The sequence below is a fragment of the Pseudomonas sp. Z1-12 genome, assembly GCF_051132015.1.
GTDB lineage: Bacteria > Pseudomonadota > Gammaproteobacteria > Pseudomonadales > Pseudomonadaceae > Aquipseudomonas > Aquipseudomonas zanjanensis.
The window spans coordinates 6,441,729-6,465,534 of sequence record NZ_CP071647.1 but is presented as its reverse complement, the minus strand read 5'-3'; the positions used below and the strand labels follow the sequence as shown (position 1 = coordinate 6,465,534).

Annotated in this window: 25 protein-coding genes and 1 other RNA gene; 12 read left to right on the top strand and 14 right to left on the bottom strand. The window is 60.0% G+C overall.

Annotation, left to right across the window (positions count from 1 at the left end):
* Positions 1-168 precede the first annotated feature (168 nt).
* From ppx to J3P85_RS28350, 5 genes are all read right to left on the bottom strand, one after another.
* Positions 169-1,671 (bottom strand): exopolyphosphatase, encoded by a 1,503-nt coding sequence (gene ppx, locus J3P85_RS28370; RefSeq protein ID WP_208665953.1) that lies wholly within the window; start codon positions 1,669-1,671, stop codon positions 169-171.
* A gap of 263 nt (positions 1,672-1,934) precedes the next feature.
* Positions 1,935-2,669 (bottom strand): amino acid ABC transporter ATP-binding protein, encoded by a 735-nt coding sequence (locus J3P85_RS28365; RefSeq protein ID WP_030138144.1) that lies wholly within the window; start codon positions 2,667-2,669, stop codon positions 1,935-1,937.
* Positions 2,656-3,306, bottom strand: coding sequence for an amino acid ABC transporter permease (locus J3P85_RS28360; protein ID WP_434704262.1), 651 nt, complete (start codon positions 3,304-3,306; stop codon positions 2,656-2,658). Before J3P85_RS28360 ends, J3P85_RS28365 begins: the two co-directional genes overlap by 14 nt.
* The gene (locus J3P85_RS28355) at positions 3,303-3,971 is read right to left on the bottom strand and encodes an amino acid ABC transporter permease (protein WP_207963834.1); all 669 of its coding nucleotides are present in this window, start codon (positions 3,969-3,971) and stop codon (positions 3,303-3,305) included. The genes J3P85_RS28360 and J3P85_RS28355 overlap by 4 nt, the downstream gene beginning before the upstream one ends.
* Positions 3,972-3,992: 21 nt before the next feature.
* A complete protein-coding gene (locus J3P85_RS28350) occupies positions 3,993-4,778 on the bottom strand; it encodes a transporter substrate-binding domain-containing protein (protein ID WP_434704261.1) in 786 nt (261 codons plus the stop codon).
* A 254-nt stretch (positions 4,779-5,032) separates the two neighbouring features.
* Here J3P85_RS28350 and J3P85_RS28345 point away from each other — a divergent pair, with 254 nt between their 5' ends.
* From J3P85_RS28345 to J3P85_RS28320, 6 genes are all read left to right on the top strand, one after another.
* Positions 5,033-5,740 carry a FadR/GntR family transcriptional regulator gene (locus J3P85_RS28345; protein ID WP_250965004.1) on the top strand — a complete coding sequence of 236 codons (708 nt, stop codon included), beginning with the start codon at positions 5,033-5,035 and terminating at the stop codon, positions 5,738-5,740.
* Between the two features lie 121 nt (positions 5,741-5,861).
* Positions 5,862-6,191, top strand: coding sequence for a thioredoxin TrxA (gene trxA / locus J3P85_RS28340; protein WP_003206727.1), 330 nt, complete (start codon positions 5,862-5,864; stop codon positions 6,189-6,191).
* Positions 6,192-6,432: 241 nt separating this feature from the next.
* Positions 6,433-7,692 carry a transcription termination factor Rho gene (rho, locus tag J3P85_RS28335; protein WP_003206716.1) on the top strand — a complete coding sequence of 420 codons (1,260 nt, stop codon included), beginning with the start codon at positions 6,433-6,435 and terminating at the stop codon, positions 7,690-7,692.
* Positions 7,693-7,816: 124 nt separating this feature from the next.
* Positions 7,817-9,283: a 4-hydroxy-3-polyprenylbenzoate decarboxylase gene (ubiD, locus tag J3P85_RS28330; protein ID WP_434704260.1), complete on the top strand. Its 1,467-nt coding sequence runs from the start codon at positions 7,817-7,819 to the stop codon at positions 9,281-9,283.
* Positions 9,283-10,251, top strand: a complete 969-nt coding sequence (locus J3P85_RS28325) for a CDP-6-deoxy-delta-3,4-glucoseen reductase (protein WP_434704259.1) — start codon at positions 9,283-9,285, stop codon at positions 10,249-10,251. The genes ubiD and J3P85_RS28325 overlap by 1 nt, the downstream gene beginning before the upstream one ends.
* A gap of 316 nt (positions 10,252-10,567) precedes the next feature.
* Positions 10,568-11,236, top strand: a complete 669-nt coding sequence (locus tag J3P85_RS28320; protein ID WP_434704257.1) for a gamma-glutamylcyclotransferase — start codon at positions 10,568-10,570, stop codon at positions 11,234-11,236.
* On the opposite strand, the gene glpT is transcribed toward J3P85_RS28320, so the two are convergent.
* Complete coding sequence (gene glpT / locus J3P85_RS28315) at positions 11,212-12,561, bottom strand: glycerol-3-phosphate transporter (RefSeq protein ID WP_434704256.1); 1,350 nt, start codon at positions 12,559-12,561, stop codon at positions 11,212-11,214. The two genes, J3P85_RS28320 and glpT, sit on opposite strands and share 25 nt — an antisense overlap.
* A gap of 323 nt (positions 12,562-12,884) precedes the next feature.
* On the opposite strand from glpT, the gene J3P85_RS28310 reads away from it, so the two are divergent.
* Positions 12,885-13,490, top strand: coding sequence for an energy transducer TonB (locus J3P85_RS28310; RefSeq protein ID WP_434704255.1), 606 nt, complete (start codon positions 12,885-12,887; stop codon positions 13,488-13,490).
* Positions 13,491-13,531: 41 nt separating this feature from the next.
* Here J3P85_RS28310 and J3P85_RS28305 read toward each other — a convergent pair whose 3' ends face one another.
* From J3P85_RS28305 to J3P85_RS28295, 3 genes are all read right to left on the bottom strand, one after another.
* The gene (locus J3P85_RS28305) at positions 13,532-13,807 is read right to left on the bottom strand and encodes a bacteriocin immunity protein (protein WP_434704254.1); all 276 of its coding nucleotides are present in this window, start codon (positions 13,805-13,807) and stop codon (positions 13,532-13,534) included.
* Complete coding sequence (locus J3P85_RS28300) at positions 13,804-16,131, bottom strand: S-type pyocin domain-containing protein (protein WP_434704253.1); 2,328 nt, start codon at positions 16,129-16,131, stop codon at positions 13,804-13,806. The genes J3P85_RS28305 and J3P85_RS28300 overlap by 4 nt, the downstream gene beginning before the upstream one ends.
* A gap of 430 nt (positions 16,132-16,561) precedes the next feature.
* Positions 16,562-17,539 (bottom strand): NADPH:quinone oxidoreductase family protein, encoded by a 978-nt coding sequence (locus tag J3P85_RS28295; protein WP_434704252.1) that lies wholly within the window; start codon positions 17,537-17,539, stop codon positions 16,562-16,564.
* A 150-nt stretch (positions 17,540-17,689) separates the two neighbouring features.
* On the opposite strand from J3P85_RS28295, the gene J3P85_RS28290 reads away from it, so the two are divergent.
* Positions 17,690-18,106, top strand: a complete 417-nt coding sequence (locus J3P85_RS28290; protein ID WP_186707593.1) for a flagellar basal body-associated FliL family protein — start codon at positions 17,690-17,692, stop codon at positions 18,104-18,106.
* Between the two features lie 142 nt (positions 18,107-18,248).
* Here J3P85_RS28290 and J3P85_RS28285 read toward each other — a convergent pair whose 3' ends face one another.
* Positions 18,249-18,701 carry an EVE domain-containing protein gene (locus tag J3P85_RS28285; RefSeq protein WP_434704251.1) on the bottom strand — a complete coding sequence of 151 codons (453 nt, stop codon included), beginning with the start codon at positions 18,699-18,701 and terminating at the stop codon, positions 18,249-18,251.
* A gap of 195 nt (positions 18,702-18,896) precedes the next feature.
* Here J3P85_RS28285 and J3P85_RS28280 point away from each other — a divergent pair, with 195 nt between their 5' ends.
* Positions 18,897-19,043 (top strand): hypothetical protein, encoded by a 147-nt coding sequence (locus J3P85_RS28280; RefSeq protein ID WP_162893876.1) that lies wholly within the window; start codon positions 18,897-18,899, stop codon positions 19,041-19,043.
* A 36-nt stretch (positions 19,044-19,079) separates the two neighbouring features.
* Here the strand turns inward: J3P85_RS28280 and J3P85_RS28275 are convergent, their stop codons facing one another.
* From J3P85_RS28275 to J3P85_RS28260, 4 genes are all read right to left on the bottom strand, one after another.
* Positions 19,080-19,685, bottom strand: a complete 606-nt coding sequence (locus J3P85_RS28275; RefSeq protein ID WP_434704250.1) for a 5-formyltetrahydrofolate cyclo-ligase — start codon at positions 19,683-19,685, stop codon at positions 19,080-19,082.
* Positions 19,686-19,799: 114 nt separating this feature from the next.
* A non-coding RNA gene (gene ssrS, locus J3P85_RS28270) (6S RNA) lies at positions 19,800-19,979 on the bottom strand.
* Positions 19,980-20,009: 30 nt separating this feature from the next.
* The gene (locus J3P85_RS28265) at positions 20,010-20,327 is read right to left on the bottom strand and encodes a cell division protein ZapA (protein WP_053126417.1); all 318 of its coding nucleotides are present in this window, start codon (positions 20,325-20,327) and stop codon (positions 20,010-20,012) included.
* Positions 20,324-20,533: a TIGR02449 family protein gene (locus tag J3P85_RS28260; RefSeq protein WP_003177365.1), complete on the bottom strand. Its 210-nt coding sequence runs from the start codon at positions 20,531-20,533 to the stop codon at positions 20,324-20,326. Before J3P85_RS28260 ends, J3P85_RS28265 begins: the two co-directional genes overlap by 4 nt.
* A gap of 130 nt (positions 20,534-20,663) precedes the next feature.
* Between J3P85_RS28260 and J3P85_RS28255 the strand changes: the two genes are divergently transcribed.
* From J3P85_RS28255 to ubiH, 3 genes are read left to right on the top strand one after another with little or no spacing between them, the layout of a single operon-like run.
* Positions 20,664-21,218, top strand: coding sequence for a YecA family protein (locus J3P85_RS28255; RefSeq protein WP_434704249.1), 555 nt, complete (start codon positions 20,664-20,666; stop codon positions 21,216-21,218).
* A gap of 25 nt (positions 21,219-21,243) precedes the next feature.
* Entirely contained in the window at positions 21,244-22,578 is a 1,335-nt protein-coding gene (gene pepP / locus J3P85_RS28250; RefSeq protein ID WP_434704248.1) for a Xaa-Pro aminopeptidase, read from the top strand.
* The gene (gene ubiH / locus J3P85_RS28245; RefSeq protein WP_411385915.1) at positions 22,575-23,762 is read left to right on the top strand and encodes a 2-octaprenyl-6-methoxyphenyl hydroxylase; all 1,188 of its coding nucleotides are present in this window, start codon (positions 22,575-22,577) and stop codon (positions 23,760-23,762) included. Before pepP ends, ubiH begins: the two co-directional genes overlap by 4 nt.
* Positions 23,763-23,806 lie beyond the last annotated feature (44 nt).

Genomic DNA, 23,806 nt, shown 5'->3' with positions numbered 1-23,806 from the left:
GCTTCGCTTTTGTGGCGAGGGAGCTTGCTCCCGCTGGGCTGCGAAGCAGCCCTGAAGCCATTCAGCTCGGTGTGTCAGGGAATATTCCGTTTCAGGCAGATCCGGCGACTGCTGCGCAGTCGAGCGGGAGCAAGCTCCCTCGCCACGGGAAGCGTGCCAAACCGCCAATCAATGGATGTTCAGCACAATCCCGACCCGCGTCAGCCATTCCGCTTCCTGGGCGAAGTCGGCCTGGGTCAGTTGGTTCTCTTCCAGCCAGCCGTCGGGGAACATCACGTCCAGCTGATCGCCGTCGGCATGCAGGGCCACTTGCGGCATTTCCTGGGTGCCACGGATGTGGTGGAACAGGATCGCAAAACGCAGCAGCACGCACAGGCGAATCAGCTTGATGCCGTCGTCGCCGAACTCGGCGAATTTATCCTTGGGAATGTTGCGCCGATGGCCGCGTACCAATAGCGCGAGCATCTGCTGGTCTTCCCGGGAAAACCCCGCCAGGTCCGAGTGCTCGATCAGGTAGGCACCGTGCTTGTGGTAGTGATAGTGGGCAATGTCCAGGCCCACTTCATGAACCTTGGCGGCCCAGCCCAGCAGCTCGCGCCAGACCCCGTCGTTCAAGTCCCAGTCGTCAGCCACCTGGTCGAAGGCGTGCAGGGCCTTGCGCTCGACCCGTACAGCTTGCTCCTGGTCGACGTGGTAACGCTCCATGAGCGAGCCCAGGGTGCGCTCGCGCACGTCTTCGTGATGATGACGCCCCAGCAGGTCATACAGCACACCTTCGCGCAGGGCGCCCTCGCAGTGGTCCATGCGTTGCAGTTCGAGGGCGTCGAAAATCGCTTCGAGGATCGCCAGGCCCGCCGGGAAAATCGCTCGGCGGTCGGGCTTGATGCCTTCGAAATCGATCTTGTCCGCCTCACCGAGCTTGAACACCTTGCGCTTGAGCCAGGCCAGGCCCTCGGCATTGACTTCGCCGGTGCCGTGGCCACCCGCCTTGAGCGCCAGGCCAATGGCGCGAATGGTCCCCGAGGAGCCGATGGCTTCATCCCAGGTCAGGCGGTGCAGGGCATGCTCGATGCTCATGATTTCCAGGCGCGCCGCTGTATAGGCCTGGGCGTAGCGGGCAGGAGTAATCTTGCCGTCGCGGAAATAACGTTGGGTGTAGCTGACGCAGCCCATCTGCAGGCTTTCGCGAAGCAGCGGCTCGAAGCGCTGGCCGATGATGAATTCGGTACTGCCGCCGCCGATGTCCGCCACCAGGCGCTTGCCTGGGGTGTCGGCCAAAGTATGGGAAACGCCCAGGTAGATCAGGCGGGCTTCTTCACGGCCGGAAATGACTTCCACCGGATGGCCGAGGATGGCTTCGGCGCGGCGGATGAACTCGCCCCGGTTGCGTGCCTCGCGCAGGGCGTTGGTGCCCACGATCCGCACCGCGCCCAGGGGCATGCCGTTGATCAGTTGGGCGAACCGCTTGAGGCAATCGAGCCCGCGCTGGATGGATTCTTCACTCAGTTGGCGTTCTTCATCGATGCCGGCGGCCAGTTGGACCTTCTCGCCGAGCCGCTCAAGGATACGGATTTCCCCGTTCTGGGCCTTGGCGACGACCATGTGGAAGCTGTTGGAGCCCAGGTCGATGGCAGCGATCAGGGACAGATTCTTGGCTTGGGATGGCGGCATGGTCAAAAAGTCTCGGTCGATAACCTCGCCATCCTGCCACGATCGACCGCTTACGCCAACGCGCCTGAACCAAACCCTTGAGCCAGGGCAGGTTGCAGGGTGCCTTTGTGGCGAGGGAGCTTGCTCCCGCTGGGCTGCGTAGCAGCCCCAAAACCAGTCAACCCGGTACACCAGGGATACATCGGCAGGCAGATCCTGCGATTGCTGCGCAATCGAGCGGGAGCAAGCTCCCTCGCCACAGAGGACTTCCTTGACAGTAAAGATCAGGCAGGCTCGACCGTACCGATGAAGTTCGCCAGCTCCGCCGTCTGCGGATCGGCAAACAGTACCTTCGGATCGCCCACTTCATGCACCTTGCCCTGGTGCATGAACACCAGTTTGTCGCCCACTTCCCGGGCGAAGCGCATTTCGTGGGTGACCATGATCAGCGTCATGCCTTCCTTGGCCAGTTGCCGCACCACGCTGAGCACTTCGTTGACCAGCTCCGGGTCCAGGGCCGAAGTGATTTCGTCGCACAGCAGCACTTTCGGCGACATCGCCAGGGCGCGGGCAATCGCCACCCGTTGCTGCTGGCCGCCGGACAAACGGTCGGGGAACGCATCGAATTTCTCGCCCAGTCCGACCCGTTCCAGCATCTGCCGCGCCAGCTCGGCCGCCTTGGCCTTGGGCACTTTTTGCACAACTTGCGGCGCGAGCATGACGTTCTCGCCGACGGTCAGGTGCGGGAACAGGTTGAACTGCTGGAACACCATCCCGACTTTCTGCCGCAGGCTGCGCAGGTCGGCACGGGCGGCGTCGAGGTATTCGCCGTCGACTTCGATCACACCGTCGTTGATCGACTCCAAGCCATTAAGGGTGCGCAGCAAGGTGGATTTGCCCGAGCCGCTGCGGCCGATGATCGCCACCACCTGGCCTTCCTCGACGCTCAGGTCGATGCCTTTGAGCACGTGATGATCGCCGTAGTATTTATGCAGGGCGGTAATTCTAAGCAGAGGCATGCAGTCTCCTTTCCAGGTAGCGCGCACTGAGGGACAAGGGGTAGCAGAGCAGGAAGTAACCGAGGGCGACCAGGCCATAGACCATGAACGGCTCGAACGTGGCATTGGCGAGCATGCCGCCGGTCTTGGTCAGTTCGGTAAAGCCGATGATCGACGTGACAGCTGTACCTTTGACCACCTGCACGGAGAAGCCCACGGTCGGCGCGACGGCGATGCGCAGGGCCTGGGGCAGGATCACGTAGCGCAACTGTTCCAGCGGGTTGAGGGCCAGGCTTGCGGAGGCTTCCCACTGGCCGTGGGAAATCGAATCGACACAGCCGCGCCAGATCTCCGCCAGGTAGGCGCTGGTAAACAGCGTCAGGGCGATCGCCGCCGCCATCCACGGTGAAATCTCCACTCCGGCCAGGGCCACGCCGAAGAACACCAGGAACAGTTGCATCAACAGCGGTGTGCCTTGGGACAGCTCGATGTAGGTACGGGCGATGTTGCGGGGCAGGGCGCGTTTGGAGATGCGCAGCACCATCACCAGCAAGCCGATCACGCCACCGCCGATAAACGCCACCAGCGACAGGGCCAGGGTCCATTGCAGCCCGGTGAGCAGGTTGCGCACCACGTCCCAGAAAGTGAAATCGCTCATTGGCTGCTCCTGGCAATGTAGCGACGCCCGACCCAATTGAGGAACTGGCGGATCAACAGCGCCATGCACAAATAGATCAGCGTGGTCAGCGCGTACGTTTCGAACGCGCGGAAGTTGCGCGACTGGATGAAGTTGGCGGCAAAGCTCAACTCTTCGGTGGCGATCTGCGAACAGACCGCCGAGCCGAGCATCACGATGATGATCTGGCTGCTCAAGGCCGGCCAGACCTTGCCCAGTGCCGGCAGCAGTACCACGTGGCGGAACGCCTCGAAGCGGCTCATTGCCAGGGCCGCGGCGGCTTCCAGTTGCCCCCGCGGGATGGCCTGGATACCGGCGCGGATGATCTCGGTGGAGTAGGCGCCGAGGTTGATCACCATCGCCAGTACCGCGGCCTGCCATTCGGAAATCTGCAGGCCCAGGGACGGCAAGCCGAAGAAGATGAAGAACAGCTGCACCAGGAACGGCGTGTTGCGGATCAACTCCACGTACACGCCGAAGATCGCTGCGAACGGACGAATGTTCCAGGCCCGCACCACGGCCCCGACGATGCCCAGGCCAACCCCGAGCAACGTGCCGATGGCCGTCAGTTCCAAGGTGAACAGCGCGCCGCGCAACAGCAGCTCGGTGTTTTGCACCACCGGCAGAAAATCGAACTGATAAGCCATGCTCAGCCTCTCAAGCGACGGTCAGAGATCGGCCGGCAGCGGCTGTTTGAGCCAGGTCTGGGCGTTCTTTTCCAGGCTGCCATCGGTCCTGGCGGTGGCCAGGATCTGGTTGACCTTGTCCAGCAACGCTTGCTCGTTCTTGTTCACGCCCACGTACACCGGCGAGTCCTTGAGTTTCACTTTCAGCGCCGGAACACGCTTGGGGTTGCGTTCGCTGATGGCGACCATCACCACATTGCCGCTGGCGATCAGGTCGACCTGGCCGGCCAGGTAGGCGGCGATGGTGGAGTTGTTGTCTTCGAAGCGCTTGATGGTGGCGCCTTCGGGGGCGACTTTGGTCAGCTCGATGTCTTCGATGGCGCCACGGGTGACGCTGATGGTCTTGCCCTTGAGGTCGTCCAGGGTGTTGATGGCGGCATCAGGCGGGCCGAACACGGCCAGGTAGAACGGCGCATAGGCACTGGAAAAGTCGATGACCTTTTCCCGCTCCGGGTTCTTGCCCAGGCTGGAAATCACCAGGTCGACCTTGCCGGTGGTCAGGAACGGGATGCGGTTGGTGCTGTTGACTGGGGTCAGTTCCAGCTTGACCTTGAGCTGGTCGGCCAGCAGTTTCGCGGTGTCGATGTCCAGGCCGCGGGGCTTCATGTCCGGGCCGACCGAACCGAAGGGCGGGAAGTCCTGGGGCACGGCGACCTTGAGGGTGCCACGCTTGACCACGTCTTCCAGGCCATCGGCGTGGGCAGGCAGCTGACAAAGCATCAGGCTGGCGAACAGGGCTGTGAGCAGGGCGCTGCAACGCTGAATCATGGCGAATCTCCGCAATCGGTGATGTGATTTCTGCGTTCGGACAGAGCACAGCCCATGCCAAGCCGGCTTTTCATCGGCCAAAGCCACGGTTTTGCTGGTGGGAGGCGGTCTTACTGGTCTGAACAGTTGCGCCGCGTTTCGCACCTTTATCGAGCGTCGGCATTTGCCGCCGAACCCTGCTGGGGCACGACTTGCCGGGCGCGGCGAATAGCTTTACAACTAGCCGCTCACTGGCCCGGTTCGTCTGAAAAATCATGAATTCCATCGCTCGTGCCGTTCCTGAAGTGGCGCTGCAAGCCATCCGCAAACTGATCGTCGATGAAGGCTTCGGCCCCGGCGATGCGTTGCCCTCGCAACGAGACCTGGCGCTGCAACTGGGGGTGAGCCGGGCGTCGTTGCGCGAAGCGCTGTCCTCCCTGAGTGCCTTGGGCATGATCAGCGTGCAGCCGGGCAAGGGCGTGTTCGTGCAGGCACCGGTAGAGGCTCCACGCAGCGAATCGGCGCCGGGCTGGCCGTTCGCGGCCCAGGCCTCGCCGGTGGATATCTTCCAGTTGCGCTACGCCCTGGAGGGTTTCGCGGCGGGGTTGGCGGCGGTGACGCTCAGCGCCGATGAGCTCGACCGGCTGCAAGACAATGTCGAAGCCATGCGCCGGGAATTGAAGGTCGGGGATTTCGACGCCGCCGCGCGGCTGGATTTCGAATTCCATCGGCGTATCCTGCTGGCCAGCGGCAACCAGGCGATGCTGAGCATCCTCACCGCCAGCGCCGAGATCTTCCTGGAGAGCCAGAAACTACCGTTCATCAGGGCGGAGCGGGCGATGGAAACCTGGCAGGAGCATCGCAAGATCCTGCGCGCCCTGGCCCGTCGGGCGTCAGGCGCCGCGCAAAAAGCCATGCAGGAACATGTACGTAACGCTGCGCTGCGTACCGGCATTTCCTTTGTCGCTCCCGTAGCTTCTTGAACCGGGCCATACTCAAATACATCGTGCGCCATAGCGAGACTCAATCAACTGCGGCTTCCTGAACCCGGGAAGGGCCGCTATGATGGGCCACGTTTTTTTGCTGATGACCCCGGAGATTTCCATGAGCAGCGATCTGATCAAACACGTTAGCGACGCTAGCTTCGAAGCTGACGTTCTCAAGGCCGAAGGCGCGGTACTGGTCGACTATTGGGCTGAGTGGTGCGGTCCTTGCAAAATGATCGCTCCGGTCCTGGACGAGATTGCCGAGACCTACAAGGGCAAGCTGACCGTTGCCAAGCTGAACATTGACGAAAACCAGGAGACGCCGGCCAAGCACGGCGTGCGTGGTATCCCGACCCTGATGCTGTTCAAGAACGGCAACGTCGAAGCCACCAAGGTAGGTGCGCTGTCGAAGTCGCAACTGGCTGCTTTCCTCGACGCCAACATCTAAGCGCCGAATGCCACTGGAAAAGCCCCGCAAATCGCGGGGCTTTTTCGTTATTCAGGGCTAGACGCTCGCAAACCCAGGTGTTACATTCGGCCCCGCACTGGTTTCTCCAGTGCCCCCTGCAAGCCGTCGCCGACGCTCTCCTTTCGAATAAGTACGCGATCCTGTCGCCTTCTCCGCGGCGCGGCCTCATTAAGCCAAAAGCTTAATTTCCCCCCTCCATAAATGATTACGTCATTCCTATATGAATCTGACTGAACTCAAGCAAAAGCCGATTACCGAACTGCTCGAATTGGCCGAACAGATGGGCATAGAAAATATGGCCCGTTCGCGCAAGCAGGACGTGATTTTCTCCCTGCTCAAGAAGCACGCGAAAAGCGGCGAGGAAATCTCCGGTGATGGCGTGCTGGAGATTCTCCAGGACGGCTTCGGCTTCCTTCGCTCCGCAGACGCTTCCTATCTCGCCGGCCCAGACGATATCTACGTCTCGCCGAGCCAGATCCGTCGCTTCAACTTGCGCACCGGTGACACCATCGTTGGCAAGATCCGCCCTCCGAAGGAAGGCGAGCGTTATTTCGCCCTGCTCAAGGTCGACACGATCAACTTCGATCGTCCGGAAAACGCGAAGAACAAGATTCTCTTCGAGAACCTGACCCCGCTGTTCCCGACCGTGCGCATGAAGATGGAAGCCGGCAACGGTTCCACCGAAGACCTCACCGGTCGTGTCATCGACCTGTGCGCACCTATCGGCAAAGGCCAGCGTGGCCTGATCGTGGCGCCGCCGAAAGCGGGCAAGACGATCATGCTGCAGAACATCGCGGCCAACATCGCCCGTAACAACCCTGAAGTTCACCTGATCGTGTTGCTGATCGACGAACGTCCGGAAGAAGTGACCGAGATGCAGCGCACCGTGCGCGGCGAAGTGGTCGCCTCGACGTTCGACGAGCCGCCAACCCGTCACGTGCAGGTTGCCGAAATGGTGATCGAGAAGGCCAAGCGCCTGGTCGAGCACAAGAAGGACGTGGTGATCCTGCTGGACTCCATCACCCGTCTGGCCCGTGCCTACAACACCGTGATCCCGAGCTCCGGCAAGGTGCTGACCGGTGGTGTCGATGCCCACGCGCTGGAAAAACCGAAGCGTTTCTTCGGCGCCGCGCGGAACATCGAGGAAGGCGGTTCGCTGACCATCATCGCCACCGCACTGGTTGAAACCGGTTCGAAGATGGACGAAGTGATCTACGAGGAATTCAAGGGCACCGGCAACATGGAGCTGCCCCTGGACCGTCGTATCGCCGAGAAGCGTGTGTTCCCGGCCATCAACATCAACCGTTCCGGTACCCGTCGCGAAGAGTTGCTGACCGCCGATGACGAGTTGCAGCGCATGTGGATCCTGCGCAAGCTGCTGCATCCGATGGATGAAGTCGCTGCCATCGAGTTCCTGGTCGACAAGCTGAAGACGACCAAGACCAACGATGAGTTCTTCCTGTCGATGAAACGCAAGTAAATCATCAGGGCAGGCCAGCAAGAGCCGGGGAAACCCGGCTTTTTGCTATCCGTGCATTCACTATTCTGGACGGGCGGCGTTAAACTCGGGCCCCCGAACGCCACGGCGACCATGAGGCTTTTGCATGCAGTATCGCGACTTGCGCGACTTTATCAGTGGGCTGGAACAGCGCGGCGAACTCAAGCGCATCCAGGTGCCGGTGTCCCCCGTCCTGGAAATGACCGAGGTCTGCGACCGCACCCTGCGCGCAAAAGGCCCGGCGCTGTTGTTCGAAAACCCGACGGGTTATGACATCCCGGTGCTGGGCAACCTGTTCGGCACACCGGAGCGCGTGGCCCTGGGCATGGGTGCCGAAGCCGTCAGCGAACTGCGCGAGATCGGCAAGCTGCTGGCGTTCCTCAAGGAGCCCGAGCCGCCCAAAGGCCTGAAGGACGCTTGGTCGAAACTGCCTATTTTCCGCAAGATCATTTCCATGGCGCCGAAAGTCGTCAAGGACGCGATCTGCCAGGAAGTGGTGATCGAGGGTGACGATGTCGATTTGGCTATGCTGCCGGTACAGACCTGCTGGCCGGGCGACGTCGGCCCGCTGATCACCTGGGGCCTTACCGTTACCAAAGGTCCGAACAAGGACCGTCAGAACCTGGGCATCTACCGTCAGCAGGTGATCGGCCGCAACAAGGTCATCATGCGCTGGCTGAGCCATCGGGGTGGTGCGCTGGATTACCGCGAGTGGTGTGAAAAACACTCCGGCCAGCCTTTCCCGGTGTCGGTGGCCCTGGGCGCGGACCCGGCGACTATCCTCGGCGCTGTCACGCCCGTGCCCGATAGCCTTTCCGAATATGCCTTCGCCGGCCTGCTGCGGGGCAACCGTACCGAACTGGTGAAATGCCGCGGCAACGACCTGCAAGTGCCGGCCACCGCCGAGATCATCCTTGAGGGGGTGATCCATCCCGGCGAAATGGCCGACGAAGGGCCGTACGGCGACCACACCGGTTACTACAACGAAGTCGACAGCTTCCCGGTGTTTACCGTCGAGCGCATCACCCATCGGATCAAGCCGATCTACCACAGCACCTACACCGGTCGTCCGCCTGATGAGCCGGCGATTCTCGGCGTGGCGCTGAACGAAGTGTTCGTGCCTATCCTGCAAAAGCAGTTTCCGGAAATCACCGATTTCTATTTGCCGCCGGAAGGCTGTTCGTATCGCATGGCCGTGGTGACCATGAAGAAGTCGTATCCAGGGCACGCCAAGCGGGTGATGCTCGGGGTCTGGTCGTTTTTGCGACAGTTCATGTACACCAAGTTCGTTATCGTCACTGACGACGATATCAACGCACGGGACTGGAACGACGTGATCTGGGCCATCACCACGCGCATGGACCCCAAGCGCGACACGGTGATGATCGAGAATACGCCGATCGACTACCTCGACTTCGCCTCGCCGGTGTCTGGCCTGGGGTCGAAGATGGGGCTCGATGCCACGCATAAATGGCCCGGTGAAACCACCCGTGAGTGGGGCCGGGTTATCGTCAAGGATGAAGCCGTTACCCAACGGATCGATGCCATCTGGAATCAGTTAGGAATAGATTGATGCGTGTAACCTTGCAGCCTTCCGGCGCGGTGCTGGAGATACAGCCGGCGGAGCGGATTCTCGATGGCGCGCGGCGCCTGGGCTATGAATGCCCGCAAAGCTGCCGCAACGGCAACTGCCACGTCTGTGGCGCGTTGCTGGTGGAAGGCCGTGTGCAACAGGCGGGCGAGGTGCGCGATCACGGTGAGATCTTCACCTGTATCGCCGAGCCGCTGGAGGACTGCGTGGTGCTGTGGGACGGCGTGCTGTCGCCGGGTGAGCTGCCGGTACGCAACCTGGCGTGCCAGGTAATCGAGTGCGCCGACGTAGGCGGTGATGTCTGGCGAGTGCGCCTGCGTGCGCCGGCGGGCAAGCCACCGCGCTATCACGCCGGGCAGTACCTGATGATCGAGCGGGAAAACGGCGAGAAATCGGCTTTTTCCCTGGCCTCGGCGCCGCATTCCGGGCGCGAGCTGCAACTGCACGTATTGGTGCGCGAAAGCAGTGCACAGGCGCTGCTGGAGCAACTGCGACGCAACCCCAGCGTGCGCGTCGAAATGCCATTTGGCGACACGCATTTGTCCGAGCTACCGGAAGGCCCATTGGTGCTGATCGCCGCTGGAACCGGCATGGCGCAGATGCACAGCTTGATCGAGCACTGCCGCGCGGCGGGCTTCAAGCACCCGGTGCACCTGTATTGGGGCGTGCGGCGGCCGGAAGATTTCTATGAAATCGAGCATTGGGACGAATGGAAAAAACTGCCGAACCTGTACCTGCATAAAGTCGTCAGCGACTTGTGTGGCTGGGAAGGGCGCTGCGGGATGCTCCATGAAGCGGTGTGCGAGGACATCAGTGACCTTTCTGGTGTGCACGTCTATGCCAGCGGTTCGCCGGCCATGATCTATGCCACCCTCGATGCCCTGGTGGAAGCAGGCATGGACGCTCATCAGATGCGCGCGGATGTGTTCGCGTACGCACCGCGGGCCTGAGCCGCATTTATACACCCAGGCTTAGGTCTGCTTTTGTGGCGAGGGAGCTTGCTCCCGCTCGGTTGCGCAGCGACCGCCTCTTTTGGGACTGCTTCGCAGTCCAGCGGGAGCAAGCTCCCTCGCCACAACGGCAGATGTCCATCCATCGATATAACTTCATATATTTCGTTTCGATATTTAGTCTTGAGACTAGATACCGATAACGTATATAGGGTGCGCAATGGCATTTAACTTGCGTGAATTCCCCTGACCGTCAACACCATGACGGCACCCCCGACTACCTTCCGCCCCCGCGAGGAGCCAACCGCTAACGGCCATGACCGCTATCGAATCCGCCATAACCTGCGCCCTGTACCCGCCCCGGCTCGAGCTGGGTGCACAGCTGACCCGCGAACAATTGCTCGCCTCGATGCGCTCGACCATGAGCCTTCATCAGGGCGGCCCGGTCTGGCTGTTTGCCTACGGTTCGTTGATCTGGCGGCCAGAATGTACGGCGGTGGAGCGGGTGCGCGGTCGGGTCCATGGTTACCATCGCGGTTTATACCTGTGGTCCCACGAACACCGCGGCACCCCGGAATTGCCAGGGTTGGTGTTCGGATTGGATCGCGGCGGTTCGTGCAGCGGGTTCGCCTATCGATTGCCGCAGGAGAACCTCGAGGACTCATTGTTTGCCCTGTGGCAGCGCGAGATGCCGGTGCCGTCCTATCGCCCGCACTGGCTCAGTTGCCGTCTCGAGGATGGCAGTCGGGTGCAAGCCTTGGGTTTTGTGCTGGAGCGACACCTGCCCAGCTATGCCGGCAACTTGCCGGACCATGTGCTGAGCCAGGTGTTCGAAAGCGCCTGTGGGCGTTACGGCACCACTCGCGATTATGTCGAGCAGACCGTACACGCCCTGCGCAGCCACGCCATGCCAGACCGGAACCTGGAGGCGCGGCTCAAGCGCTGCCAATCAGCGCTGGATCAGGCGACCGCTTCGCGGCTCTGACTGGCGATTTGCTTGTGCCATAGGGTTGGCGCGAGGAATGCCATCGCCAGCAGGCAGGCACCGACCAACAGCACAAAACCGCCATTCCAGCCAAAGTGGTCCACGGTGTAGCCCATGGCGGCACTGGCCGCGACCGACCCACCCAGGTAACCAAACAGACCCGTGAAGCCCGCGGCGGTACCGGCGGCTTTCTTCGGCGCCAGCTCCAGTGCCTGCAAACCGATCAGCATCACCGGGCCGTAGATCAGGAAGCCGATGGAAACCAGGGCGATCATGTCGACGGTCGGGTTGCCGGCCGGATTCAGCCAGTACACCAGCGTTGCCACGGTCACCAGGGCCATGAACACCATGCCGGTCAGGCCACGGTTGCCACGGAAGATCTTGTCGGACATCCAGCCACACAGCAGCGTGCCGGGAATGCCCGCCCACTCGTAGAAGAAATAGGCCCAGGAGCTCTTGTCCACCGTGAAGCCCTTGGCTTCCTTGAGGTAGGTTGGCGCCCAGTCCAGCACGCCGTAGCGCAGTAGGTAGACGAAGACGTTGGCCATCGCGATGTACCAGAGCATCTTGTTGCGCAGCACGTACTTGACGAAAATTTCCTTGGCGCTGAATTCGTTCTCGTGGCTGGCGTCGTAGCCTTCCGGGTAGTCGTTCTTGTATTTCTCGATCGGGGGCAGGCCAACCGATTGCGGGGTGTCGCGCATGGTCGCGAAGGCAAACACCGCAACGACGAGCGCTACGGTAGCGGGCACGTAGAATGCCGCGTGCCAATCATTGAACCAGGCCATCCCCAGCAGGAACAACGGGCCGATCAGGCCGCCACCGACGTTGTGCGCCACGTTCCACACCGACACCACGCCGCCACGTTCCTTCTGCGACCACCAGTGCACCATGGTCCGTCCGCTTGGCGGCCAGCCCATGCCTTGGGCCCAGCCATTGATGAACAGGAGGATGAACATGATCGTCACGCTGGACGTTGCCCAGGGCGTGAAACCGAACACGAACATCACCCCCGCCGAGACCAGCAAGCCGAAGGGCAGGAAGTAACGCGGGTTGGAACGGTCGGACACCAGGCCCATCAGGAACTTCGACAACCCATAAGCGATGGCGATGGCGGACATGGCCAGGCCCAGCTGGCCACGGGTATAACCCTCGTCGATCAGGTACGGCATGGCCAGGGAGAAGTTCTTGCGCAGCAGGTAATACCCGGCGTAGCCAATGAAGATCCCTGCGAAGATCTGCCAGCGAAGGCGTCGGTAGGTGCTGTCTATTTTTTCTTCAGGCAGGACTGCCTGGTGTGCGGCAGGTCGAAAGAAAGCAAACATTCAAGTGCTCCAGGTTCTTGTTATGGCGGCGGATGCGAATGTTACAGTTTCGTTACCGAAAATAGCATCGCTCGTTGTCGCATAAAAAGCAGAAATTTCGATTGGTCATGTTCTTAAGTGAACATGTCGTTCAGACGTAAGCGAAGAGCGTCGTAGGAAATGCCTTCGCGCTGCTCTTTCATGCGCCGCATCGGTGAATACGGGGCAAAGCAGTGGGAAACATCCTTCGCCCAAATGGGAAGTCTCGCTATAGGGCCCATGAGCCATGGCCTTTACCCTTTACGTTTCTGCCAGGTCTGGCATTTCAACTGAGGGGTAGGGGCATGAGGTGGTCCGTGATGATGCTGTTGCTGTGCTTGGCCGGTACGGGCGGGGCAGCGGAGGTGTTGCTGGTGCCCGAAAACAATCCGAGGCCGGATTACCCGACGACCCTGTTCCGCAAGGGCATTACGGGTATGGCCCGGGTCGGCTTCATGGTGCATGCCGATGGTCGTGTCGATGAGGTCACGATCTTGCACAGCGATCATCCGGATTTCGCCGAAGCCGCACTGGAAGCGGTCAGCCAATGGCGCTTCAAGCCTTGGCCGGTGGATCTTGAGCACCCGGCGAAGACGCATGTCGTAGCGCCCTTCGAGTTCCGCCTGGATGACTTGCCACTGGACGCCAATAAATGGATCAAGACCTGGAAATGCTCGGACATCAACGCCCACGCCAACGGCCAGCTATGGGTGCAGGACTTGCTCCCGTTCCATTACACACGCCTCTACTTGTCCAATGTGTTTTTGGTCAAACAGTTACCGGAAGCCGAGCGCCTGGCCTTGATCGCTCGGTTCAACAGGCTCTTGCCTTCAATCGTGCAGCGTTGCGGGAGTTTTCCAGCGGCGCGGTATATGCGGATGTTGCCGAAGGAGGTTCGTGAGTTGCTTTAGCCTCGTTTTTAGGGCATCGCCGTTGGCGATGCCCCTACTTGTTATTCTGGCTTGAAACCGGGCTTTCCGTTTTGTTCTCGCCAGATTTTAATTTCATTCAGGATTCCTTCCGGACTGTCTTCTCGACCTTGTTTGGGGTAGAAAATAAGTGCGGATTTTTCTGGGTGCTCAGTAATCTTCTCAAAATGCTTTGCAAGTTTACTGGTGTATTCACCCAGCTCATCTCCAGTAAGTTCGTTATTGTCTTCGAAAAATTCCTTAACAAAGGATAGAAACTCTGCTTCGGTATAGTCCTCGATTCTTTCTTTGAAGATCATGGCTTTGTTCCTTTTTTGTGAAGCTCAATGTGTTCTTTAGGTGTCATGATGCTTAGGTTGTCCAAATCGTAAACTGCACCGCCCTTGGAAATCCATTGTATATGATGAATTTCAAATTTGTTCCTTTCACCTACGTGGTCGTCTGGAGTTGTGAACGGGGCAGCGCCGTTACGCATCAGTTTCAGGTTGGCTCTACTGAACTGTGCTGATAATTTTTCATCATTGGCTACCCTCTCCCAAAATTTTTCTCGGAAGGCATCAAAGTCTCTGAAGTCCTGACCTCGAAGTAGATTTGCTATCTCGCGAGGAATGGGGGCACCAACGCCGTGTTCGCTACTTCCTAGCCAGTGTTCCCCAACCTCCTGACCTGCTCCAGTCACCGTCCCCGGCTCATATCGCGGCCCGGTACGACTCGCCATGACATAGACTGGCTGGATTCCCGATTCCATTGGGAATACCAGCACATAATCGTCAATGTCAGCGTCATCGCACGTTGGATGCTCGTCTATTCTCCCCTCTATCTGGGTAATCCTGGCCCCGGGAAGGATCCTGATTTCCGGCTGCGTCACAGGCAATTCGGTCGATCCAAGGAGACTATCCCCTGGAGGGCTGTTCGGCGTCCAGGTCAGTGTCCTTGGAAGAATCCCCTCGGTCGTGAAAGTGTAGAGATTGGTGTGTGGATCAAGTGTTACGTATCTGATCCGAACCTCGTTGGATAAACTTCCACCGGTCGGTGAAAGATAAAATTGAGTGTGCTCTCCCCGAACAGATGACACGACGCGAAACGGTAGGTGGTCTGTTTCAGTATTTGGGGTTAGTTTGAAATTCTCATCCAGTTGGGACAGCGGAATACTGATCACCACTGGATTACGCTGAAGTTCGCTATTGCCGAGTGTCGGAGAGTATGAAACCGCCACGCCAAATACCGTCAACGGACCACCCGCCAGGGTGGCACTCGCTTTCTTCAGTAGGTCGATGGCACCTTGCAACGAAACGGGCGAACCCTCATACCCAGCGATCAAGCCGTCGGGAGTCGTCATGAGTGGCCGCACCGATGCTGTCGCGCCGCTGGCGGTGGACAGTTGTATATTTCCGATGTGATGCTTCAACCGAAAAGTCGCATCGATATCGGCTTGTGCTTTACGCAGCGACGTCTTTCGTGAATCACTCGTCAATACATTGCCTACTGCATGCTCTGCTTTGGCTGCGTCCTGGTGCGCGATAGACAATTCCCGGTGTTTTTGCTGCATCCAAGGCAGTTTTTGATTGATGTCTTCAGGCTGGGCTTGGTTGAACTGATGAAGTAGCGCGTTAAAACGGTCTGCCAATGCCGCCGCGATTTTCTGTTTTCGTTCTTGTTCGGCTCGTTGCGCCTCAGCTCGGGCTTGGGCTTGCTTTAGAGCTTGTGCTTTTTTCTCGGCAGCAACACGTAGCTGTTCTTGTAAGCGTTCGGCTGCTAAGGCCCGGTCGATGAGTCCAGCAAAAGCGTTAGTTGTTTTCGTTAAATGTCGAACGGATTCGGAGTGAAGAAGTGATACATGGTAGTCCTGCCATCGCTTTCCTAAGTTTGTTTTTGCCTGTAGCGCCACAAGATTGTTGAGGGCTTCGAGCTCAGGTTTACTCAAGGGAGGCTTGATGTTCGGATTGGCTTTCGCAAAAGCAGCGATAGCGGCACGCTCAGTTGCAATCATCTTGGCTAAGGCTGCTTTGTAGTTCCTAAGCGACTGGGAGGAGGTTAGCCCGCCTGTTGCACCCAGCGTCGATGAGACCTTTTTTAGTAAAAAGCTTGGTAGAAGCTGGAGGTGAATATTTTTTTCCTGATTGATAACCCTAAGCTTTTCATTTGCTGTTGATGCGGAATCACTTTGTCCAGATTTGACAGCAGCCTGCTCGACTTTTTTTGATACGTGTTCCAGTTGTCCAGCAAGGATGTCTTTTTGCAATGAAAGTCGTTTCAGCTCTAACGCTGATCGGTATGCGTTATCAATCGCTGAGTAAGCGACGGCGATATTGGGCGGGGAGGCCTGCAGGCTTTCCATTACTCTTTTAAAAGACAGTTCCTTCATAAGGAAAAATGGATTGTGGCCATACAGCGAGTAAGCATTTTTGGTGCGTGCTTGATACTCGGATTCTTTGGATTGAATAGCCTTAAGCGTTGCATCCTGTTCTGTCTTCGCTTTTTCCAATGGCGAAAGTGGGCGAGCGCCTATCGCTGATGTTTTTGCTTGTTCGAGTTCTTTTATGGTTGTCTCGGTAAGTTTTATAAAAGTATCACGATACTCGGCGTCGATGACTTCGCTATTTGCTATACGCTCCTTCATCATGTCATCCCACGCGTGGGGAATAGACGCGTTGTGTCTTTTTGAACTTCTAGTGACTCCTCTAGGAGGCCCCTCGTACAAACCCCAAGCCCCTTGGGAATATCCGGCAGTGAAATTTTCACCTCTGATCGATAAAGGGCCTATTTCGTATGAGCCGGGTCCCAGTTGCTTATGAGGTCCTAAATAGGTATTCGCATCGCACATATGACTTATCCATGTCGGTTTGTCCGTGACTGAATGGCTCCCCGCTGCTGCGGGGGGCTTTGGGTGCGAGGAAGGTTTGCGCATTTTTTTGGCGAGGATGCGGTATATATCTATCGCCAAATCAAATTTTATTTATGGCTGCTAAGAATTCCGACATGGGCCAAATGGAATAAAAAAAGGCCAGGGCCACCCTCATCGGTGGCCCTGGCCTTTTTTGTCTGATGCGGTTTCAACGCACCTGCACAACCACCTTCCCCACCGCCTTGCGCTGCCCCAGGTCATTGATCGCCTGGGCGGCGTTGCTCAGCGGATACACCTGGGACACCAGCGGCTTGAGCTTGCCCTCGGCGAACCAGCCGAACAGTTGCTGGAAATTGGCGGCATTGTCCTTCGGTTGGCGCTGGGCGAAAGAGCCCCAGAATACGCCCACCACGGCGGCACCCTTGAGCAAGGCCAGGTTCACGGGGAATTCCGGGATGCGTCCGCTGGCAAAACCCACCACCAGCAACCGGCCGTTCCAGGCGATGGCGCGGATGGCCTGGTCGAACAGGTCGCCGCCCACCGGGTCATAGATCACGTCGGCGCCCTGGCCGTCGGTGAGGCGCTTTATTTCATCCTTCAGGCTGGTTTCGCTGTAGTTGATCAAATCGTCGGCACCGGCGGCCTTGGCCACGGCGAGTTTCTCCGCGCTGCTGGCGGCGGCGATCACCCGGGCACCCATGGCCTTGCCGATTTCCACGGCCGCCAGGCCAACGCCTCCGGAGGCGCCGAGCACCAGCAGGGTTTCGCCGGGTTGCAGGTTGGCCCGTTGCTTGAGGGCGTGCATCGAGGTGCCATAGGTCATGCTGAAAGCCGCGGCGGTGTTGAAGTCCATGGACGCGGGAATCGGCAACACGTTGTAGCCGGGGACCGCCACCTGTTCGGCAAAGCTGCCCCAGCCGGTCAGCGCCATCACCCGGTCGCCGACTTTCAAGTGGCTGACGTTCTCACCCACCTGGCTGACCACGCCCGCCGCTTCGCCGCCGGGGGAAAACGGGAAGGGTGGCTTGAATTGGTATTTGCCCTCGATGATCAGCGTGTCAGGGAAATTCACCCCGGCGGCGTGCACGTCCAGCAGCACTTCGTTCTTCTTGGCGACGGGGCTGGCGACGTCTTCCAGCACCAGCGATTCGGCGGGGCCGAATTCTTTGCACAGCACGGCTTTCATCAGGGCTATTCCTTTGGGAGTGATGGCCGATAAGTGTAGGTGTGAGAGACAACGGGTCAACGAGCATGCCCCGCCCTGATAGCCGGCCATAAGCTTGTGCTTGAACGGCGGGTCGGTATGCTGGGCCGCAAACCGGATGAGGAATCGATTGTGAAAGCGTGGATCATGTTGATGCTGGCCCTGTCGCTGCCTGTGGCGGCGATGGCCGAAGAGGCCAAGGAAGCGAAAGAGGGCGAGGCACCGAAAGTCAGTTATATCACCCTCAGCCCGCCGTTCGTGGGCAACTATGGCTTGGACGGCACGGCGAAGCTGAAGGTCTACAAGGCCGACGTGGCCCTGCGCGTGACCGGTGATGCCGCGGCGGCGGCGGTCAAGGCCAACGAGCCACTGATTCGTAACCAGTTGGTGGCGTTGTTTGCCCAGCAGACCACCGAGGGGATGAACAACCTCGAAGCCAAGGAAAAACTGCGTCAGGAAGCGTTGAAGCAGACCCAGCAAGTGATGAACGACGAGACTGGCAAGCCGATGGTGGATGATTTGTTGTTCAACAACCTGATCATTCAATAGGTTTGTGGTGGCTGGGCGGGCCCTTTCGCGAGCAAGCTCGCTCCCACAGTGGATCTCCAGTGGTCACGCAATGTGCGTACGCCGCCAATCCCCTGTGGGAGCGAGCTTGCTCGCGATAGCGGCCTACCGGACAGCGAATCACTCAAGGCTTCAGCGCAACCACCGCCGCCCACTGCTGCGCCGTCACCGGCATCACTGACAGCCGCGAGCCTTTCTGCACCAGCGGCATTTCCGCCAGGGCGGTCTGTTGCTTGAGGTAGTCGAGCTTCAGGACGTGGCGGAACGTCTCGACATGGACCACGTCGATCGCGGTCCAGGGGTTTTTGTCGAGGCTGGCCTTGGGGTCGAAATAATGGCTGTCCGGGTCCAGGGCGGTCGGGTCGGGGTAGGCCGCCTGGATGATTCTGCCGATCCCGGCGATACCGGGCTCGGGGCAGCTGGAATGGTAGAAAAAGAATGTATCGCCCACCGCCATGGCCCGCAGGAAATTGCGTGCCTGGTAGTTGCGAACCCCGTCCCAACGGGCCTGGCCAAGCTTTTCCAAGCCCTGGATGGACAATTCGTCAGGCTCGGATTTCATCAGCCAATAGGCCATGATTGCTACTCCTTGGCGGTGTGGAAAAAAATAGTTCAGCGATTTTATGACAAACCGACAGTCGGTTGACGCCAGAGTTTGCGTGTAGGGTCCGGTTGCCGCAAAATGCCGGCCTTCCAAGCTTGACGCTGCTGCACGGCCAATAAGAAAACCGCTGCTGTCATCGTGTGTGATATGCCTTGAGGGGGGCAATCGATGAAACGCAAACCGGATTTGTTGTGGATCTTGGTCATTCTGTTCGGTCTGGGTGTCGTGACCACGGGTTACGCCCAAAGCCTGTGGGCCAACAAGACCGAGGCGCCGGTGGATATCACCCAACCCGCGCCATCGCTCAAACGCTGAACCCGCTTTCCAGCCGCCGCGGATGACTGCGGCGTTCTATCCCGCGAGATACCACTGCCTGTCGCTGACCGTCCCCTGTAGCGGCACGTCCCAGCTTGCCTGCGCCAATCGTTCGACCTTCTGGCATTCATGGGCCAGCCCCAATAGCGTCGGCTTGCGCCACTGCTTGCGCCGCGCCAGGTACGCCAGGCTGCGGTCGTAAAAGCCGCCGCCCATGCCCAGCCGACCTCCCGCGTCGTCAAACCCCACCAGTGGCAACAACACCAGGTCCAGCGTCCAGACCTTGCGTTGCCGAGCGATGTTCTTGCGTGGTTCAGGGATACGAAACCGATTGGGCTGCATTTGTTCGCCGGGATGGATGCGTTGGAAAACCATCTTGGTCTGCGGCCACGGGCTGAGTACCGGCAGGTAAGTGGCCTTGCCCCGGCGCTGGGCCGCGCGCAGCAGCAGGCGCGGGTCGATTTCGCCATCGTTGGGCAGGTACAGGGCGATGTGCTTTGCACGGCGAAACAGCGGGTGCTGGGCCAGTTGTTTGTACAGCCCGCGGGCGGCTCGCCGTTGCTGGGCGGGCGTCAGAGCGCGACGGGCCTGGCGCAGCAGGCGTCGAAGTTGCGGGCGGGGCAGCAGCGCGGGTTCGGTCATATCAAGGCTTCACGCAGTGGCGATGCCACAGCGTAACCGCAAAACAGGGTGCCCAGAAATGCCTGCGCCAGAAACGACAATGCCAGTTCATATGAACTGGCATTGTCTGGAGTCAGGCTCCCCGGATGAACCGCTGTCGGCTTAGCCCTTGAACCCGAAAGTTCAAGGTGGAAGTTGCAGGGGGCGTTAAGGCTTTCCGTCAAGCGGACATGCACACCGGCCCCAACGTGCAACCCCCGTGGTTGTGCGTATCGGCTCAGGGACATCACCAACTGGCAAGCACCCCAGGGAGTGACGCGAGTATACCCCAGGCAGCTTCGCGAATCAGCCCTTGGCGACGTCTGGATCGGTGGCGAGCACCAGATCCACTCGATCGAGCAGGTCGCGCACCTGTTCACGGGTCGAGCCGCTGACCTGTACGTCCGGCGTATCCTGGCGATGCAACAGGTCGTGGGTGATGTTCAAGGCGGCCATCACGGCGATGCGATCGGCGCCGATGACTTTGCCGCTGCTGCGGATCTCGCGCATCTTGCCGTCCAGGTAACGGGCGGCGCTCACCAGGTTGCTACGCTCTTCCTGGGGGCAGATGATCGAATATTCTTTGTCGAGGATCTGCACGGTAACGCTATTGCTTGAACTCATGAGTCTTGCTCCAGGGCCTTGAGGCGCGAAATCATCGATTCGACCTTACGCCGGGCGATTTCGTTTTTTTCAATGAGGTGCGCGCGTTCCTCGCGCCAGGTTTTTTCCTGAGCTAATAGGAGTCCGTTTTGGCTCTTAAGTTGCTCGACCCGGTCAATTAGCAGTTCGAGTCTGGCCATCAGCGCTTGCAGGTCGGTGTCTTCCATTGTGTCCACTGAAGAATGTGTCTGATGGAGGGATGTAGGTCGCACAGCCTCTGATAGTCTTGGCGAGTCTGTCGATGTAGGATACAAGGCCTCCATTCTAGACATAGCGCCGTCTGGCGCCTAGCTGCCCATGCCCATTCAGAATTCCCCGTACCAAGCATTTGCCACCCTGCTGAGCACCAGCGGTCATCCTGTCTCGCCTGCCGAACTGCATGGCCTGTTGCTCGGTCGCAGCTGCGCCGGCGCCGGCTTCGAGGCCGACGGCTGGTTGGCCGACGCCGCCGAGCTGTTGGAAGGCGAGCCGGTGGACAACGTCCGTAACGCGCTGATCGGCCTGCAGGAAATGGTCAAGGGCGAGTTGACCAGCGACGACATGACCGTCGTCCTGCTGTTGCCCACTGACGACGCCCCCCTGGCCGAACGCGCCGCGGCGCTGGGGCAGTGGTGCCAGGGCTTCCTCGCCGGCTTCGGCCTGACCCGCCGCGAATACGCGCTGAGCGAAGAAGCGAAGGAAGTGCTGCAGGATCTGGCCGCGATTTCCCAGGTCCAGGATGCCCTGGAAGAGTCCGACGACGGCGAAAGCGACTACATGGAAGTGATGGAGTACCTGCGGGTCGCGCCATTGCTGCTGTTCACCGAGACCAAGAAAACCGATGCAGCGGCCCCCAAGCCGTCCTTGCATTAATTTTTAGAGGGAACCCCGTCTGCCCATGATTCATATCCCGAAATCGGAATACAGCCGTCGCCGCAAGGCCTTGATGGCGCAGATGGAACCCAACAGCATCGCAATCCTGCCCGCCGCCGCCGTTGCGATCCGCAACCGCGACGTCGAGCATGTCTACCGCCAGGACAGTGACTTCCAATACCTCAGCGGCTTTCCCGAGCCGCAAGCGGTGCTGGTGCTGATGCCGGGCCGTGTCCATGGCGAGTACGTCCTGTTCTGCCGCGAGCGCAACGCCGAACGTGAGTTGTGGGACGGCCTGCGCGCCGGCCAGGAAGGGGCGATCCGTGACTACGGTGCCGACGACGCTTTTCCCATCACCGACATCGACGACATCCTGCCGGGCCTGATCGAAGGCCGCGACCGGGTGTATTCGGCCATGGGCAGCAACCCTGAATTCGACCGACACCTGATGGAGTGGATCAACGTGATTCGCTCCAAGGCCCACCTCGGCGCCCAGCCGCCGAACGAATTCGTTGCCCTGGATCACTTGCTGCACGACATGCGCCTGTATAAATCGGCGGCGGAACTGAAGGTCATGCGCGAAGCGGCCCGGATCTCCGCCCAGGCGCACATCCGGGCGATGCAGGCGGCGCGCCCGGGGTTGCATGAGTTCAGCCTGGAGGCCGAACTCGATTATGAGTTCCGCAAGGGCGGGGCGAAGATGCCGGCCTACGGCTCGATCGTCGCTGCGGGGCGCAACAGCTGCATCCTGCACTACCAGCAGAACGACGCGTTGCTCAAGGACGGCGACCTGGTGTTGATCGACGCCGGCTGTGAAATCGACTGCTACGCCAGCGATATCACGCGTACCTGGCCGGTCAGCGGCAAGTTTTCGCCAGAGCAGAAGGCGATCTACGAAGTGGTGCTGGCCGCCCAGGAGGCCGCGTTTGCCCAGATCGCACCGGACAAACACTGGAACCAGGCCCACGAAGCGACGGTCCGGGTCATTACCGAAGGGTTGGTGCGCCTGGGGCTGCTGGAAGGTGAGGTGGACGATTTGATTGCCAGCGAGGCCTACCGGGCGTTCTACATGCACCGCGCCGGCCATTGGCTGGGCATGGACGTGCATGATGTGGGCGAATATCGGGTGGGCGGCGAATGGCGGGTCCTGGAAATCGGCATGACGTTGACGGTGGAACCGGGCATTTATATCAGCCCGAACAACCGCAGCGTCGCGAAAAAATGGCGCGGCATTGGCGTGCGCATCGAGGATGACGTGGTAGTGACCAAGACCGGTTGTGAAATCCTGAGCCGAGGCGTGCCGAAAACGGTCGCCGACATCGAGGCCCTGATGGCGGCCGCCCGGACGCAAGCGGCATGAGCCGGATCAACGTGGCCATCATCGGCGGCGGCCTGGTCGGTGCTAGCCTGGCCCTGGCCTTGCAGGCCGGCGCCAAGGCCCGGGGCTGGAAGATCATGCTGATCGAGCCCTTCGCCCCTGGCGACGCCTGGCAGCCAAGCTACGATGCCCGGTCCTCGGCATTGTCCTACGGTGCCCGGCAGATTTATCAACGCCTGGGTGTCTGGCAGGAAATTTCCCGCCGCGCCGAACCGATCAAGCAGATCCATGTGTCCGACCGCGGGCGGTTTTCCACGGCGCGGCTGTCGGCCATGGAGGAAGGTGTGCCAGCGCTGGGTTATGTGGTGGAAAACGCCTGGCTCGGCCAGTGCCTGTGGCAAGGCCTGGACCCGGAAGTGGTCAGTTGGCGCTGTCCGGCGCAGGTGACCCGCATGGAACCACTGGTCGGCGGTTATCGCTTGACCCTCGACGACGAAACCACCCTGGAATGCGATCTTGCGGTATTGGCCGATGGTGGTCGCTCCAGCCTGCGCGAGCAGTTGGGCGTCGGCGTGCGCAGTCGTCCTTATGACCAAAGCGCCTTGATCGCCAACATCACCCCCAGCGAAGCCCACAATGGCATGGCCTTCGAACGCTTCACCGATGACGGCCCGATGGCCTTGTTGCCGCTGCCGGAGAATCGTTGCGCGCTGGTCTGGACCCGCCAGGGCATGGACGCACAACGGCTGGCAGCCCTCGACGAGCGCAGCTTCCTCAGCGAATTGCAGGGCGTGTTCGGTTATCGCCTGGGGACGCTGAAACAGGTGGGCGTGCGGCACTTGTACCCGCTGGCGTTGGTGGAGGCTGAAGAGCAGGTCCGTCCGCACCTGGCAATCCTTGGCAACGCCGCCCACAGCCTGCATCCAATTGCCGGGCAGGGGTTCAACCTGTCCCTGCGCGATGCCCAGGCCCTGGCCGATGCCTTGCTCGACAGCGACGGCGAGCCCGGAGACTTTGCCGTGTTGCAGGCTTATCGCGAGAGCCAGCGCACGGACCAGGCCCTGACCGTGGGCTTCTCCGACCAGGTCACGCGCCTGTTCGGCAGCAACCTGCCGCTGGTGTCCCTGGGCCGTAACCTCGGCTTGCTGGGCCTCGACCTGTTGCCTCCGGCCAAGCGCTGGTTCGCCCGCCAGGCCATGGGCTTGGGGACGCGTCCCGATGCGTGAGGCTGGCGTGGTCACTTCTTTTCATGGGCGACTGATGTCGCCAG

What these genes read in the sequence shown, in the direction of transcription:
- rho (WP_003206716.1), top strand. Translation starts at nt 6,433, where the DNA reads ATGAATCTGACTGAACTCAAGCAAAAGCCGATTACCGAACTGCTCGAA.
- J3P85_RS28345 (WP_250965004.1), top strand. Translation starts at nt 5,033, where the DNA reads ATGAATTCCATCGCTCGTGCCGTTCCTGAAGTGGCGCTGCAAGCCATC.
- J3P85_RS28355 (WP_207963834.1), bottom strand. Translation starts at nt 3,971, where the DNA reads ATGGCTTATCAGTTCGATTTTCTGCCGGTGGTGCAAAACACCGAGCTG.
- ppx (WP_208665953.1), bottom strand. Translation starts at nt 1,671, where the DNA reads ATGCCGCCATCCCAAGCCAAGAATCTGTCCCTGATCGCTGCCATCGAC.
- J3P85_RS28320 (WP_434704257.1), top strand. Translation starts at nt 10,568, where the DNA reads ATGACCGCTATCGAATCCGCCATAACCTGCGCCCTGTACCCGCCCCGG.
- J3P85_RS28305 (WP_434704254.1), bottom strand. Translation starts at nt 13,807, where the DNA reads ATGATCTTCAAAGAAAGAATCGAGGACTATACCGAAGCAGAGTTTCTA.
- J3P85_RS28300 (WP_434704253.1), bottom strand. Translation starts at nt 16,131, where the DNA reads ATGATGAAGGAGCGTATAGCAAATAGCGAAGTCATCGACGCCGAGTAT.
- J3P85_RS28295 (WP_434704252.1), bottom strand. Translation starts at nt 17,539, where the DNA reads ATGAAAGCCGTGCTGTGCAAAGAATTCGGCCCCGCCGAATCGCTGGTG.
- J3P85_RS28275 (WP_434704250.1), bottom strand. Translation starts at nt 19,685, where the DNA reads ATGACCGAACCCGCGCTGCTGCCCCGCCCGCAACTTCGACGCCTGCTG.
- J3P85_RS28265 (WP_053126417.1), bottom strand. Translation starts at nt 20,327, where the DNA reads ATGAGTTCAAGCAATAGCGTTACCGTGCAGATCCTCGACAAAGAATAT.
- J3P85_RS28325 (WP_434704259.1), top strand. Translation starts at nt 9,283, where the DNA reads ATGCGTGTAACCTTGCAGCCTTCCGGCGCGGTGCTGGAGATACAGCCG.
- J3P85_RS28285 (WP_434704251.1), bottom strand. Translation starts at nt 18,701, where the DNA reads ATGGCCTATTGGCTGATGAAATCCGAGCCTGACGAATTGTCCATCCAG.
- J3P85_RS28310 (WP_434704255.1), top strand. Translation starts at nt 12,885, where the DNA reads ATGAGGTGGTCCGTGATGATGCTGTTGCTGTGCTTGGCCGGTACGGGC.
- trxA (WP_003206727.1), top strand. Translation starts at nt 5,862, where the DNA reads ATGAGCAGCGATCTGATCAAACACGTTAGCGACGCTAGCTTCGAAGCT.
- J3P85_RS28360 (WP_434704262.1), bottom strand. Translation starts at nt 3,306, where the DNA reads ATGAGCGATTTCACTTTCTGGGACGTGGTGCGCAACCTGCTCACCGGG.
- ubiD (WP_434704260.1), top strand. Translation starts at nt 7,817, where the DNA reads ATGCAGTATCGCGACTTGCGCGACTTTATCAGTGGGCTGGAACAGCGC.
- glpT (WP_434704256.1), bottom strand. Translation starts at nt 12,561, where the DNA reads ATGTTTGCTTTCTTTCGACCTGCCGCACACCAGGCAGTCCTGCCTGAA.
- J3P85_RS28255 (WP_434704249.1), top strand. Translation starts at nt 20,664, where the DNA reads ATGCCCATTCAGAATTCCCCGTACCAAGCATTTGCCACCCTGCTGAGC.
- J3P85_RS28260 (WP_003177365.1), bottom strand. Translation starts at nt 20,533, where the DNA reads ATGGAAGACACCGACCTGCAAGCGCTGATGGCCAGACTCGAACTGCTA.
- J3P85_RS28280 (WP_162893876.1), top strand. Translation starts at nt 18,897, where the DNA reads ATGAAACGCAAACCGGATTTGTTGTGGATCTTGGTCATTCTGTTCGGT.
- pepP (WP_434704248.1), top strand. Translation starts at nt 21,244, where the DNA reads ATGATTCATATCCCGAAATCGGAATACAGCCGTCGCCGCAAGGCCTTG.
- J3P85_RS28365 (WP_030138144.1), bottom strand. Translation starts at nt 2,669, where the DNA reads ATGCCTCTGCTTAGAATTACCGCCCTGCATAAATACTACGGCGATCAT.
- ubiH (WP_411385915.1), top strand. Translation starts at nt 22,575, where the DNA reads ATGAGCCGGATCAACGTGGCCATCATCGGCGGCGGCCTGGTCGGTGCT.
- J3P85_RS28350 (WP_434704261.1), bottom strand. Translation starts at nt 4,778, where the DNA reads ATGATTCAGCGTTGCAGCGCCCTGCTCACAGCCCTGTTCGCCAGCCTG.